The sequence below is a fragment of the Bacteroides sp. HF-4919 genome, assembly GCF_018860125.1.
In genome coordinates this window covers 285,739-299,418 of sequence record NZ_JAHKNF010000004.1, presented here as the reverse complement: position 1 = coordinate 299,418, position 13,680 = coordinate 285,739, and the positions used below count along the sequence as shown (strand labels likewise).

Annotated in this window: 10 protein-coding genes; 4 read left to right on the top strand and 6 right to left on the bottom strand. The window is 55.6% G+C overall.

The annotated features are described in order from the left end of the window. Nucleotides 1–28: 28 nt before the first annotated feature. On the top strand, nt 29–3,238 hold the full coding sequence (locus KO473_RS09375; RefSeq protein WP_005821492.1) for an efflux RND transporter permease subunit: 3,210 nt from the start codon (nt 29–31) through the stop codon (nt 3,236–3,238). Between the two features lie 131 nt (nt 3,239–3,369). On the opposite strand, the gene KO473_RS09370 is transcribed toward KO473_RS09375, so the two are convergent. Then, nucleotides 3,370–3,555 carry a hypothetical protein gene (locus tag KO473_RS09370; protein WP_032537551.1) on the bottom strand — a complete coding sequence of 62 codons (186 nt, stop codon included), beginning with the start codon at nt 3,553–3,555 and terminating at the stop codon, nt 3,370–3,372. Between KO473_RS09370 and KO473_RS09365 the strand changes: the two genes are divergently transcribed. Further along, nucleotides 3,539–4,912 carry a TolC family protein gene (locus tag KO473_RS09365; RefSeq protein ID WP_005821493.1) on the top strand — a complete coding sequence of 458 codons (1,374 nt, stop codon included), beginning with the start codon at nt 3,539–3,541 and terminating at the stop codon, nt 4,910–4,912. The genes KO473_RS09370 and KO473_RS09365 overlap by 17 nt on opposite strands. 35 nt (nt 4,913–4,947) lie before the next feature. Here the strand turns inward: KO473_RS09365 and KO473_RS09360 are convergent, their stop codons facing one another. The 5 genes from KO473_RS09360 to KO473_RS09340 form a co-directional block, all read right to left on the bottom strand. Continuing rightward, nucleotides 4,948–5,148, bottom strand: coding sequence for a hypothetical protein (locus tag KO473_RS09360; protein WP_005782771.1), 201 nt, complete (start codon nt 5,146–5,148; stop codon nt 4,948–4,950). Nucleotides 5,149–5,407: 259 nt separating this feature from the next. Then, entirely contained in the window at nt 5,408–7,117 is a 1,710-nt protein-coding gene (locus tag KO473_RS09355) for a histidine kinase dimerization/phospho-acceptor domain-containing protein (protein WP_234060141.1), read from the bottom strand. Between the two features lie 299 nt (nt 7,118–7,416). After that, complete coding sequence (locus KO473_RS09350) at nt 7,417–8,229, bottom strand: DUF4469 domain-containing protein (protein WP_005821496.1); 813 nt, start codon at nt 8,227–8,229, stop codon at nt 7,417–7,419. 555 nt (nt 8,230–8,784) lie between these two features. After that, entirely contained in the window at nt 8,785–9,897 is a 1,113-nt protein-coding gene (locus KO473_RS09345; protein ID WP_122130314.1) for a site-specific integrase, read from the bottom strand. A gap of 195 nt (nt 9,898–10,092) precedes the next feature. Continuing rightward, nucleotides 10,093–11,373, bottom strand: a complete 1,281-nt coding sequence (locus KO473_RS09340) for an O-acetylhomoserine aminocarboxypropyltransferase/cysteine synthase family protein (protein WP_005782776.1) — start codon at nt 11,371–11,373, stop codon at nt 10,093–10,095. Nucleotides 11,374–11,543: 170 nt separating this feature from the next. Here KO473_RS09340 and KO473_RS09335 point away from each other — a divergent pair, with 170 nt between their 5' ends. Then, nucleotides 11,544–12,572, top strand: a complete 1,029-nt coding sequence (locus tag KO473_RS09335) for an N-acetylmuramoyl-L-alanine amidase (protein ID WP_032537684.1) — start codon at nt 11,544–11,546, stop codon at nt 12,570–12,572. Between the two features lie 128 nt (nt 12,573–12,700). Continuing rightward, a complete protein-coding gene (locus KO473_RS09330) occupies nt 12,701–13,657 on the top strand; it encodes a homocysteine S-methyltransferase family protein (RefSeq protein ID WP_005821504.1) in 957 nt (318 codons plus the stop codon). Nucleotides 13,658–13,680: the final 23 nt, after the last annotated feature.

Below are 13,680 nucleotides of genomic sequence, written 5' to 3'. Positions count from 1 at the left end.
CACAAAGGAAACATATAACCCTATAATTATGAACTTACGAACATTCATCGAACGGCCCGTCCTATCGGCCGTTATCTCCATCACCATCGTCGTGGTCGGGATCATCGGGCTGTTTACGTTGCCCGTCGAACAATACCCGGATATCGCCCCGCCAACCATCATGGTCTCCACCAGCTACTTCGGAGCCAGCGCGGAGACGTTGCAAAAGAGTGTCATCGCCCCGCTCGAAGAGGCTATCAACGGAGTGGAGGACATGACGTATATGACCTCCAGCGCCACCAACGCCGGAACGGTCTCCATCACTGTCTACTTTAAACAGGGAACCGACCCGGACATGGCGGCGGTGAACGTGCAGAACCGGGTCTCCAAAGCCACGGGACAGCTCCCCTCGGAGGTGAACCAGGTGGGTGTCACCACCTCGAAGCGGCAGACGAGTATCCTGCAAATGTTCTCGCTCCACAGCCCGGACGACTCTTATGACGAGGCTTTCCTGGCCAACTACATCAGTATCAACCTCAAGCCGGAGATTCTCCGCATCTCGGGCGTGGGCGACATGATGATCATGGGAGGCGACTACAGCCTGCGCATCTGGATGAAACCGGATGTGATGGCGCAATACCGCCTGATCCCCTCGGACGTTTCGGCGGTGCTGGCGGAACAGAACATCGAGTCTGCCACCGGATCGTTCGGCGAGAACTCCGACGAGACGTACCAATACACCATGAAGTACAAAGGCCGCCGCATCACCCCGGAGGAGTTCGGCGAGATCGTGATCCGCTCCACCGACGACGGGCAGGTGCTGAAACTGAAGGACATCGCCACCATCGAGTTAGGACAGGAAAGCTACGCCTACAGCGGAACGACGGACGGGCACAACGGTATCTCGTGCATGCTCTTCCAGACTGCAGGCTCCAACGCCACAGAGGTGAACAACCGCATCAACGACTTCCTTGAAGAGGCGCGCAAAGACCTCCCCCGCGGAGTGGAACTGACGCAACTGATGTCCAGCAACGACTTCCTCTACGCCTCCATCCACGAGGTGGTGAAGACGCTGCTCGAAGCCATCCTGCTCGTGATCCTCGTCGTATACATCTTCTTGCAGGACATCCGCTCGACGCTGATCCCGCTGGTGGGCATCATCGTGTCGCTCGTCGGTACGTTCGCCTTCATGGCGATGGCGGGATTCAGTATCAACCTGATCACGCTGTTCGCGCTGGTACTGGTCATCGGTACGGTGGTGGACGACGCCATCGTGGTGGTCGAGGCCGTGCAGGCACGGTTCGACGTGGGCTACAAATCGTCCTACATGGCGAGCATCGACGCCATGAAAGGCATTTCGAACGCCGTCATCACCTCGTCGCTGGTATTCATGGCGGTGTTCATCCCCGTATCGTTCATGTCCGGCACATCGGGGACGTTCTACACGCAGTTCGGACTGACGATGGCCGTAGCGGTAGGCATCTCCGCCGTGAACGCCCTGACACTGAGCCCCGCTCTCTGCGCGCTGCTGCTGAAACCGTACATCAACGAGGACGGCACGCAGAAGCAGAACTTCGCCGCCCGCTTCCGCAAAGCGTTCAACGCGGCGTTCGACGTGGTGATAGACCGTTACAAGGGCATCGTGCTCTTCTTCATCAAGCACCGTTGGCTGACGGGCGGACTCCTCGTGGCAAGTATCGCCCTGCTGGTGGTGCTGATGAATACGACGAAGACCAGCCTCGTGCCCGACGAAGACCAGGGCGTGGTGTTTGTCAACGTCAGCACCGCCGCCGGCAGTTCGCTGCGCACGACGGACGAGGTGATGAAGCGCATCGAGCAGCGCATGGAACAGATCCCGCAAGTGGAACACGTGCAGAAAGTGGCGGGCTACGGACTGCTGGCGGGCCAGGGAAGCTCGTTCGGTATGTTGATCCTGAAACTGAAACCGTGGGACGAACGCCCCGGAAAGGAAGACAACGTGCAGTCGGTCATCGGCCAGGTATACGGACGGACGGGCGACATCAAGGACGCCACCGTATTTGCCATCTCACCGGGAATGATCCCCGGATACGGTATGGGTAACGCCCTCGAACTGCACATGCAGGACAAGACGGGAGGCGACGTGAACACCTTCTTCCAGACCACACAGCAGTATCTGGGCGCGCTGAACCAGCGTCCGGAGATCGCCATGGCCTACTCCACGTTCGACGTCCGCTACCCGCAATGGCTGGTTGAGATAGATCCGTCGAAATGCAAGCGCTCGGGCATCACCCCCGACCAGGTGTTGAGCACCCTCTCGGGCTACTACGGCGGGCAGTACGTGTCCAACTTCAACCGCTTCTCGAAAGTATATAAGGTGATGATCCAATCCGACCCGCAATACCGCCTCGACGAAGCTTCGCTGGGCAACACCTTCGTGCGGATGTCGAACGGCGAGATGGCGCCTCTGAGCCAGTTCGCGACGCTGACCCGCACGTACGGAGCCGAGTCGCTGAGCCGCTTCAACATGTACAACTCCATCGCCGTGAACGCCATGCCGGCCGACGGTTACAGTACGGGTGACGCCATCCGTGCCGTACAGGAGACAGCCTCCACCGCCCTGCCCAAGGGCTACGGCTACGACTACGGAGGCATCACCCGTGAGGAGACGGAGCAGAGCGGCACGACGGCGATCATCTTCGGCATCTGCTTCCTGATGATCTACCTGATTCTGAGCGCGCTCTACGAGAGCTTCCTGATCCCCTTCGCGGTGCTCCTGAGCGTGCCGTGCGGACTGATGGGTTCGTTCCTCTTCGCCCGCCTGTTCGGTCTGGAGAACAACATCTACCTGCAAACGGGACTGATTATGCTGATCGGTCTGCTGGCCAAGACGGCCATCCTGCTCACCGAGTATGCCGCCGAACGCCGCAAAGCGGGCATGGGGCTGATAGCCTCCGCGCTGAGCGCCGCCAAAGCCCGTCTGCGCCCGATATTGATGACGGCACTGACGATGATCTTCGGGTTGTTCCCGCTGATGGTGGCGAGTGGCGTAGGGGCAAACGGTAACCGTTCGTTGGGAACGGGCGCCGTGGGCGGTATGGTCATCGGTACGCTGGCACTGCTGTTCATCGTGCCGTCGCTCTTCATCGCTTTCCAGTGGTTGCAGGAACGCATTCGTCCGATACAGACCGAACCGACGCACGACTGGCAGATCGAGGAAGAGATCGCAGTGAGCGACCGGGAAAAGAAGGAAGCGAAAGGAGGGGCTTTGAAGGAATAAAGGGTTCTTTTCACCACAGAGGAACACAGAGTGACACAGAGGAAGACAGGTTATTGGTATGAATGATCAAAAGAGCAAGATTCACCCGGTGATACTCTACCCGGTGATACTCTGTACTACTCCGCGATACTTTACTTCGTATCGCTCTGTATGACTCCGTACCACTCCATATCACTCTGTGATATGGAGTGGTGAAAAGAGTTCTTCCCCCGTTCAACCCTATTTATCATTAGCAGCCCCCTCCCCTCCTCTTCCACCGGAGGAACCCGGGGGAGGGAGGCTCCCATAAAACAAGCAATCATGAAAAAGTTAATCATATCCCTTGCCGCCACGCTGGCACTCAGCAGTTGCGGCATTTACTCCAAATACAAATCCGCTACCGAGGTTCCCGACGGCCTTTACGGCCAAGAAGGCGTGAATCCTTCCGACTCCGCCTCCAACCTCGGCAGCCTCCCCTGGCAGGAGGTCTTCACCGATCCTTGCCTCCGCACGCTGATCGACACCGCCCTCGTGCGCAACACCGACCTGCGTACGGCCCACCTCCGTGTGAAAGAGGCCGAAGCCACCTTGCTCTCCGCCCGACTCTCCTATCTGCCCGCCTTCTCCCTCTCCCCGCAGGGAACGGCCAGCAGCTTCGACGGCGGGAAAGCCTCGCAAACCTACTCACTGCCCGTCAGCGCCAGTTGGGAGATCGACATCTTCGGCCGGCTGACGAACGCCAAGCGGCGTGCACAAGCTGTCGTGGCGCAGAGCCGTGACTATGAACAGGCGGTACAGACGCAACTGATTGCCGCCGTCGCCAACAACTACTATACGTTGCTGATGCTCGACGCCCAGATCGAGATCTCCACCGCCACCGAAGCCGCCTGGAAAGAGAGCGTTGCCACCACCCGCGCCATGAAAGCTGCCGGAATGGTGACCGAAGCCGCCCTCTCGCAGACTGAGGGCACATACTACAATATATGTACCACCCTGCTCGACCTGCGCGAACAGCTCAACCAGGTGGAGAACGCCCTTTCGCTGCTCCTTGCCGACGTCCCCCGCACCCTTCCCCGCGGACGCCTCGCCGAGCAGCGCCTGCCGGAGAACCTTTCGGTGGGCGTGCCCTTGCAGATGCTTGCCAACCGCCCCGACGTGCGCAGTGCCGAACAGTCGTTGGCACAGGCATTCTACACTACCAACGCCGCCCGTTCCGCCTTCTACCCCTCAATCACGCTGAGCGGCAGCGCCGGCTGGACAAACTCGGCAGGTGCGATGATCGTCAACCCGGGCAAGTTCCTTGCCACCGCCGTGGCCTCGCTGACACAGCCTTTGTTCAACCGGGGAGCGAACATCGCCCAGCTCCGCATAGCCAAAGCGCAACAGGAGGAGGCACGCCTCAGCTTCGAACAGACGTTGCTCAACGCCGGAAGCGAGGTCAACAATGCCCTGGTGCAATATCAGACGGCACGGGACAAGGCAAACTACTTCGAGAAGCAGGTGGCTTCCCTCGAAAACGCCGCCCGCAGCACACAACTGCTGATGAAGCATGGCAACACGACTTATCTGGAAGTGCTCACCGCACAGCAGACGTTGCTCAATGCGCAACTCTCGCAAGTGGCCAACCGGTTTACTGAAATCCAGGGGGTCATCACCTTGTATCAGGCATTGGGGGGAGGAAGAGAGAGGAGTTAAGAAGAGGAACTCACCACAGAGTAGCACAGAGGGAGTCAAGCCGATAACCAACGACTTGACATCCACTCTGTGCTACTCTGTGCCATTTTGTGGTAAACCCTTATCCGCTCAACGGCTTCCTGCCATTGTGCTTCGGCTTTGGTTTCGGTATCTTTCAGCGAGTCGAACATTCCCGGGTCACGTTTCAAAGACTCTTCTGCGAAGCAGTAGTTATCATACCAGGGTTTCATTTCCATTCTGACTGAAAGAACAAAGGAAAGGGAAGAGAAGTTAAGAAGAGGAACTCACGAAAAAAATACGGGAAAAACAAGAACGAGGGAAAGAAGCTGATGGAGCCGGGCCATGCGAGAGGAAATAGACCGCAACGTTCCTGTCTCACGACAGACCAAACCAGATGAACGCGGCTTTCGTCCCTCTCAGCCCTTTGCCCCACCTTTGCAAATCGACACGTACTTCAGTCGCTTCTTCCCTCGTCTCTCTTTCCGCTCACTCGCTTCAATTAACTATATCATTATTAACACTTGTCTCCATAGGCTCGCGGACAAGTCCCGGACATTCCGGAACGTCCACCGGCTCCGGAAGCGCCGGCTGCTGTCCGCTCACGATGGCAGATGCCCGCATACTTTCCGGCATCGCCATCTCCTCCTCGTTGAGTTCGGCGGACATGCAGGAAGCAGCGTCGGTAGTTGCACCGGCCGCTTTCTCCACCTCTTCCGGACGTTTGTATTCGCAGGGAACCCATGACCAGAAGGTCGATCCCACGCCCTCCTCGGACTCGAAGCCTACCTGTCCGCCGGAGGCTTCGGTGACCACCTTGCAGATGACCAGCCCCAGCCCCGTGCCCTGGGCAAACTCGTTGAGCTTCTCGAAGCGCTGATAGAGGCGGGACTTGTTCGCCTCCGAGATGCCGATACCGGTATCCGAGACGTAGAAGCGGATGCCCTCGCCCTCGCAGCGGTAGCCCACGTGTATAGTCCCCTGCCGGGTGCATTTGATGGCGTTCGTGGCGTAATTGAGCATCACTTGCGCCAGCCGGTTGTTGTCCAGCAGCACCATGAAACGCTTGTAGGGGTTGTCGCAAACTAACTTTACTTCGGGGCGGACTACGAGCGGGCGGATGGAGTTGCACAACTCCTCAAAGTAGATGGCCAGGTCGAACTCGGCCAGTTTAACGTCGATGGTGCCGGACTCGATCTTCGACAGGTCGAGCACGTCGTTCACCAGCCGGAGCAGCAAGTCGGTATTCGACGTGATGATCTGCTTGTATTCGTCCATCTCCTCCTTCCGGTCCGTATTCATCAGCAGGCTTGAGAAGCCGATGATGGCGTTGAGCGGTGTGCGTATCTCGTGGCTGATGTTGGCCAGGAAAGCGGATTTGAGCTTGTCCGACTCTTCGGCGCGCTCCTTGGCGTCGCTCAGCTCTTTGAGCAGTTTTTTAGTAGGCGTGACGTTGCGGCGGAAGCCGGTGTAGAGCACCACCTTGCCCGTTTCGTCGCGCAGGAAAGGGGTGGCGTTAACGACGCAGTCCTGCCAGTCGTCGTCATAGTCCGATTTCATGCGCACCGAGGTTTCGTCGACAAAGTCGACTCCCTCCTCCATCATCCGGATGTAGCGACGGATGCACTCCAGGTCGTCCGGATGGATGGCTTGGGTATAATCGGCCGGGCTGACCAGGAGGTTGTCGTCGTAATGGGTCAGCGGCTCGTTGTGCGAGGTGAAGAGATGGGTGCGGTTGTCGTACCGCCAGTGCACCAGGTCGGCGGCCTGTATGGCCTGCCGCGCCAGTTGGATGTTCTCCTTCAGTTGCAGTTCCTGCTCGTGCTCACGGGTGATGTCGTTCATGATGAAGACATAGTTTTGCATGGCTCCGTCAGGGTCGAAAATGGGCGCTCCTTTGCTGCTGATCCGCTTCATCGCCGTGCCGCAGGTGGTCTTGTAGAATCCCGTCTGCCGCACGACGGAGAAATCGTAGTAGGACTCCGCCTCCACCTCCTCTTGCTGTTCGAAGGCCTCCTTCAATTCTTCCGGAATGACGGGATTCTCCCTGATGGAAGCCGCTCCGATCACCTCTTGGCGGTCCACCACGCCGAAGATCCGGCAGGCACAGTCGTTGATCCCTACCAGGATTCCTTCTTTTGAGTAAATCTCTATACCGACAGGGAGATTGCCGAGGATGGTATCGGTGCGGAGTTTTTCCAGGTTCATTGTATTCCGGGCTTGCGCCAGGGCACGGACCATATTCCGCCGGCATCTGACCATCAGCACCAGGAAGACAGCCAGGATCAATACGAGGCTGAGAATAATAAGAGCATATAGGGGGGATAAGTGTATCATGTTTCTATTAGTGGTTTCATATAAAGATAATTAATGCCAGTGCTTCGCATACCCGGACGAGGGTGCTTCGTATAAGAAGACCGGTACTCCCCGGCATCCGCCTACGGGAGGAAAGGTTAAAATGCCATTTTGAGGGAGTACCGGATTCCCGCCAGAGAGTTGAGCGGTCATTATGCTGTCGGATCATCTACAATGCCCCCATCTACACTGTCGCCTATCGTGATGGGATGTGGCAACTCAAAGGTACGTGGAGTTTTTGTCAGAACCTTGCCGCCTTTGCTATACTGGGTGGTCACCTTCACCCGCCAATCGCCATCCGTTATTCCGGCGGGAAGGACGAATTGCAGCTTCTTTGCCGTGTTCGGGCTGATATCCCCCGGCGCGATGGCGAACGATTTCGAAGGGGTGGAGACGGAAGTCAGCGTGATGCCCACCGACGGGTCTGTGCCCACCACCTTCAATCCCTCTCCGGTGATGACCGCCATCTTTCCGGCTGCCATCGGGGCGCGGGTGGTGGCGGCGGCATCCGTATAGGCGGTGCTCGTCATGCCGGCAATGTACGGTCCGGTCACTGCCGGCTGGGTGAAGAGGGTGATATGCGCCTGAGCCATCGCCTCCTTCATGACGGAGCCCTGGCTGAAACTGGCGTAGACTTTCACCTTCTCCCGGTTTACCGGAAGCGAGAGCTCCTCTTCCATCACCACGCCGCTCGCCATGGGGCGCACGTAGCAGAGGGGGGTGGAGACGCAATAGCCGCTTGCCACCGCTTGCGCCATGGCTTCGAAGCCCATCTCAAAAAGGCTCTTCACCTCCGAAGCCTCAAATTTTCCGGAACGGGCGGCCACGTCCGCCGCTATCTCTTCCAACGTCAGGCTCTGGCTCTGGGTGTTCACTTTCACGATATAATCCGTATCGATATCGGGAGTCAGTTCGTTGGGATAGGCCATCAGGGCCAGGTCCATCTTGTAGTTTCTTGTCTTCATAAGCTTCATTAGTTCTTTAAATGTTCATATATTAATAAGATATGCGTATGTCAGAATTCAGCCGGAGGGGGGAGGGAGGTAGGCGCCGATGGAATGCAGGGGGGGACGATACCGGCAAGCGGTTATGTTGATAGGCTGTTTGATCTGGTTCATGATTCTAAATCTTTGACCGTTCCGGAAAATTACTTTCTAAGTAACGGCAGTCGGGGAGGCCGTCGTGCGGGAAAAAGCGTTTTCCGGCGGCACGAATGAAGCAGAAATGAAGAGGGATGTATCGAAAATACCGTGCATCCGGAACCGGTGCCGGTTCATCTCCACAATAAGGTAGCTATCCGTTTTTAAGTACTGAAAATGGAAGGAAGTGTCTACGTGCTTTCGCAGGATAGGTGTTGTGTCAATATGTGTTTGTATAATCTTAAGGTTGTCTTTTCCAATAAATTTTAGTGGTTCGTGGCAAAAACTGTCGATAATATTTGTGTATCTGCAATAATCTTAGCACTTTTGCGGTCAATATCTGCCGTTACTTAGAAAGTAATTTTTGTCCAATCCGTTGCTTTACAAAGCACTGCGGGTCTCTCTTCCCTTCTCTTTCCATCGGACAACAGAAGAAATTAATTTATTATTCTCCCTGTCGATGCGCTTGTTTCCGAAAGGTTTCAGATACGTCTCCGTCACCCGGACGGAAGAGTGCCCCATCGCCTCACTGATGATCCCCACCGGCGTGCCCTGATAGTAAGCTAACGTCGCCCACGTATGCCGGGCGGTGTACGAACTGACCTTCGTCCCCGGCAGCAACTCCGCCTCCAGCCTCGCCAATCCCTTGTTGAACTCCCTCAGCGCCAGCAGATAGCTCCGGTAAAGCTCCCTGCCCTCCTCCTTCGCTCCCGGCAGTATCGGGAACAGGTAGACCGACTCGTCCCCCGTCCCCCGGAACCTCTTCATCAGCGGCACGGCCTCCTTCGGTATCCTCACCGTTATCTGCCGCCCCGTCTTGTGCCGTTGGTAGACGATCACGCCCCCTCGCACATCCTTTTTCCGCAAGTGCGCCAGGTCGATGAACGGCATCCCCCGGAAGAGGAACATCAGCAAGAAATAAGCCAGCACGCGGCGCTGCTCCTCCGGCAACGTCGCAAAGTCGGCATTCATCAGCGCATGTGCCTGCCGCCCCGTCAGTGCCCGCTTCGTCCTCGACTCCACCTTCGTATGTACGTCGGCAAACAGCTTCGGGTCGTGCCCCGCGCTTCCCGGCGGCGAAATCCGGTTGTACACCGCCCTCAGCGTCCGCATATACGTCGACACCGTGTTCCAGCTCCGCTCGTTCACCCTCACCAGCCACTCCTCGTAGCCCTTCAGCCGCCCTGCGCTGAACACGTCTTCCATCGGCATCGGCGTCCCCTCCCCGCCCGCAAAGCGGGTATACGAGTTCAGCGTGCACTGGTACGTGTGCACCGCCGCATACTTCTTCTTCTCCTCCAATCCCTCGATCACCGCTTGCATGTAAACCGGCAGGTCGGTTACTCCCGCTGCCGGGAGCGTGCAAACCTCCGGGGCAATGCTCCTCGCTCCCGTTCGCGCGCAAACTTCCGCCTGCATGCAAAACTCTGTTTGCAAGGAGGCTGCCTGGGAAACGGCCTGCCCCTCTTCTACATTCTTCTTCATTGCATTCATAAATCAATTATGTTTTTTTAGTCACCACGCCATGTGGTCTCAGAACAACGGCACTGAGATAAGAATGTTTGTAAAGACCCGATAAAGAAAGTGAGAAAGCAGTAAAAAGGAAAAGGAAAGAGAAGAAGAAACAAAAACATCCTGCTTCATCGGACAGGGATAAAACAGGATGTAAAAAAAGACGAGGGAAAGGGGTTATGCGTTCAGTGCCTGTTCGATGTCCGCTATAATGTCATCCGCATTTTCGATTCCTACGGACAGACGGATCAGGTCCGGACGGACACCGGCTTCGATCAACTGCTCGTCTGTCAGCTGCCGGTGCGTATGGCTGGCGGGATGGAGCACGCAGGTACGCGCATCGGCCACGTGGGTGACGATGGCGGCCAGTTTCAACGAGTCCATGAACTTGATGGACAACTCGCGTCCGCCTTTCAACCCGAAAGAGATCACACCGCAAGAGCCATTCGGCATGTACTTCTGCGCCAGTTCGTAGTATTTATTACCCGGAAGACCGCAATAGTTCACCCAAGCCACTTTATCGTTCTGTGCAAGGTATTCGGCCACCTTCTGTGCATTGCCGCAGTGCTGAGGCATACGCAGGTGCAGCGTCTCCAGACCCAAATTCAGCAAGAAGGCATTCTGCGGACTCTGTATACTGCCCAGGTCACGCATCAGTTGAGCGGTTGCCTTGGTCATGTAGGCACCCTTGCCGAAAGCCTTTGTATAAGTCAGTCCGTGATACGATTCATCCGGTGTGCAAAGTCCCGGGAACTTATCGGCATGGGCTTCCCAATCAAAGTTTCCGCTGTCCACGATACAGCCGCCTACGCTGGTGGCGTGCCCGTCCATATACTTGGTGGTAGAGTGCACCACGATATCCGCTCCCCATTCGAACGGACGGCAGTTGATCGGTGTCGGGAAGGTATTATCAACGATCAGGGGCACTCCGTGGCTGTGGGCAATGCGGGCAAACTTCTCAATGTCGAGCACTTCGAGCGACGGATTGGAGATTGTCTCACCAAACAGCGCTTTCGTGTTCGGGCGGAAAGCAGCCGAAATCTCTTCTTCATCGGCATCGGGGCTGACGAATGTGACGTCGATGCCCAGTTTTTTCATTGTCACCCCAAAGAGGTTGAACGTTCCGCCATAGATGGCCGACGAACAGACGAAGTGATCGCCTGCCTGGCAGATATTGAATATGGCATAGAAATTGGCAGCCTGGCCGCTGGAAGTCAGCATGGCTCCCACACCTCCTTCAAGGGCGGCAATCTTGGCAGCTACGGCATCGTTCGTCGGATTTTGCAGGCGGGTATAGAAGTAACCGCTCTCTTCAAGATCGAACAGACGGGCCATCTGCTCACTGGTTTCGTATTTAAAAGTAGTACTTTGATAGATGGGCAGCACGCGCGGCTCGCCCTTTTTCGGAGTCCATCCTGCTTGTACACACAGGGTTTCGGGCTTGAATTGTTTTGCCATAATGTTATTGAGTTTACGATTATATTGCCTTAAAAAAGTTATATCGACGCAAAAGTAGAGAAAATTATTGGTTTAAAAGGCTATCTTTGCGGGCGAAAAAGCAAAAATTCACCATAGAAGTCAAACAATTAGGTACAGCAGCCAAGCCTGCATCTTTTATACGTAGCAATATGAAAAGGAAACTCTGTCTTCTCCTGTTCTTCTGTTCCTTATTTACTGCCCCTGCTTTATGGGCACAGCAGAAAGCCACTCCTAAATCCGGTGAGGGAATCTCTTCCTTCCTCCTGCGCCACAACCGTGCTCCAAAGAAATATTATGATGACTTTATCGAACTCAACAAAACCCGATTAGGCAAAAGCAGAACTCTGAAGATGGGTGTCACTTATCTGATTCCTCCCGTCAAAAAGGCATCGGACACCACCCCTGAGAAAGAATCCGAAACGGGGTCTGCACACCGGTCCAAACGTACGGAAGTCAACGAACCGCTGTTCGGGAAATGGCTGGCTAATGTCAAGGTAACCTCCGACCGCCTTGCCGGTGCCTGTTTCTATGTGGTCAGCGGACACGGCGGCCCCGACCCCGGTGCCATAGGCCGTGTTGGTAAACACGAACTTCACGAAGACGAATATGCCTATGACATCGCCCTGCGCCTGGCACGCAACCTGATGCAGGAAGGTGCCGAGGTACGCATCATCATTCAGGATGCCAAAGACGGTATCCGCGACGAGGCCTACCTGTCCAACAGCAAACGGGAAACCTGCATGGGCTCTCCCATCCCTCTGAACCAGGTACAACGCCTTCAGCAGCGTTGCGATAAAATCAACACCCTCTACCGGAAGGATCGCAAGAAATTCAAGTACTGCCGGGCCATCTTCATCCATGTAGACAGCCGCAGCAAAGGCACCCAAACCGACGTCTTCTTCTATCACTCCAACCGCAAGGCCGAAAGCAAACGTCTCGCCAGGAATATGAAAGCAACTTTCGAATCCAAATACGGCAAGCACCAGCCCAACCGTGGCTTCTCGGGTACCGTAAGCGGACGCAACCTGTATGTTCTGGCACACACCACACCCGCCTCTGTATTCGTTGAGCTGGGCAACATCCAGAATACTCTCGACCAGCGTCGTCTGGTGATCCCTTCCAATCGGCAGGCACTTGCCAAATGGTTGATGGAAGGGTTTATAAAGGACTATAAATAAAGCCGAGTCTCTTGTTTTTCTGAAAGATTACAAAAGGATGTGAACACAGCAGGAACAGATAACCGGAATGAGCTGATTAATCCTATATTTGTCTCCGGATGTAAAGTAAAACTTCTAAAGTCATTCTTATGGATCAGCTATCTTTTGTAGAATCATTCCGGACTTCCCCTTTCATTCTCACCGAAGGCGCTATTGTAGAACGTTTGCGTCACGAATTCCAGATCCCGTTGGACAAACATATCGTCCATGCCGCCCTGATTTACAATGACTCTTACCGTGAGACACTGGCGGAAATCTATCGCCAGTATCTGCAAATTGCCGCAGACTTCCGCCTGCCGCTGATGCTGATGACTCCTACCCGCAGAGCCAATATCGAACAAATCGCAGAATCGGACTACCGGCATAAGAATGTATTGGCAGATAACGTATCTTTCCTTTCCAGGTTCCGCACCGGAACTTCCATTCCGGTTTACATCGGTGGGTTAGCCGGATGCCGCGGCGACGCGTACGACGGCCGTTATTGCCTGTCCGTTGAAGAAGCGATGGAATTTCATTTTCCGGCAGTCCGCACGATGGCGGAGTCAGGAGTAGACTATCTGTTTGCCGGCATCATGCCTCAGCTGACAGAAGCCATCGGAATGGCCAATGCCATGGCGGCAACCGGGTTACCTTATATTATCAGTTTTATGGTATGCCGTGACGGACGCCTGATAGACGGAACCTTTATCCATGACGCCATTGATGCTATCGAAAAGGAGACTTCCACCCAGCCTCTATGTTATATGGCCAACTGTATACACCCCGATATCCTGCATCAGGCATTGCTCCATCCTCGGAATGACACTCCTCTGGTGCGTCAGCGCTTCCAAGGTATCCAGGCCAATGCGGCCAACCTTAGTCCGGAAGAACTGAACGGGTGTGAGCATCTGATTTCCTCTCCGCCGGAAGAACTGGCAGACAGGCTGATGACACTTTTGTGGGATTTCCCGTTAAAAATCTGCGGGGGCTGCTGCGGCACTAACCAGCAACATATGCGTCGTTTTGCCGAAATGCTGGCTTGCCGCCGTGACAAGATGGGGCGATAATTGTCCGTACCGGGCCTGCAATA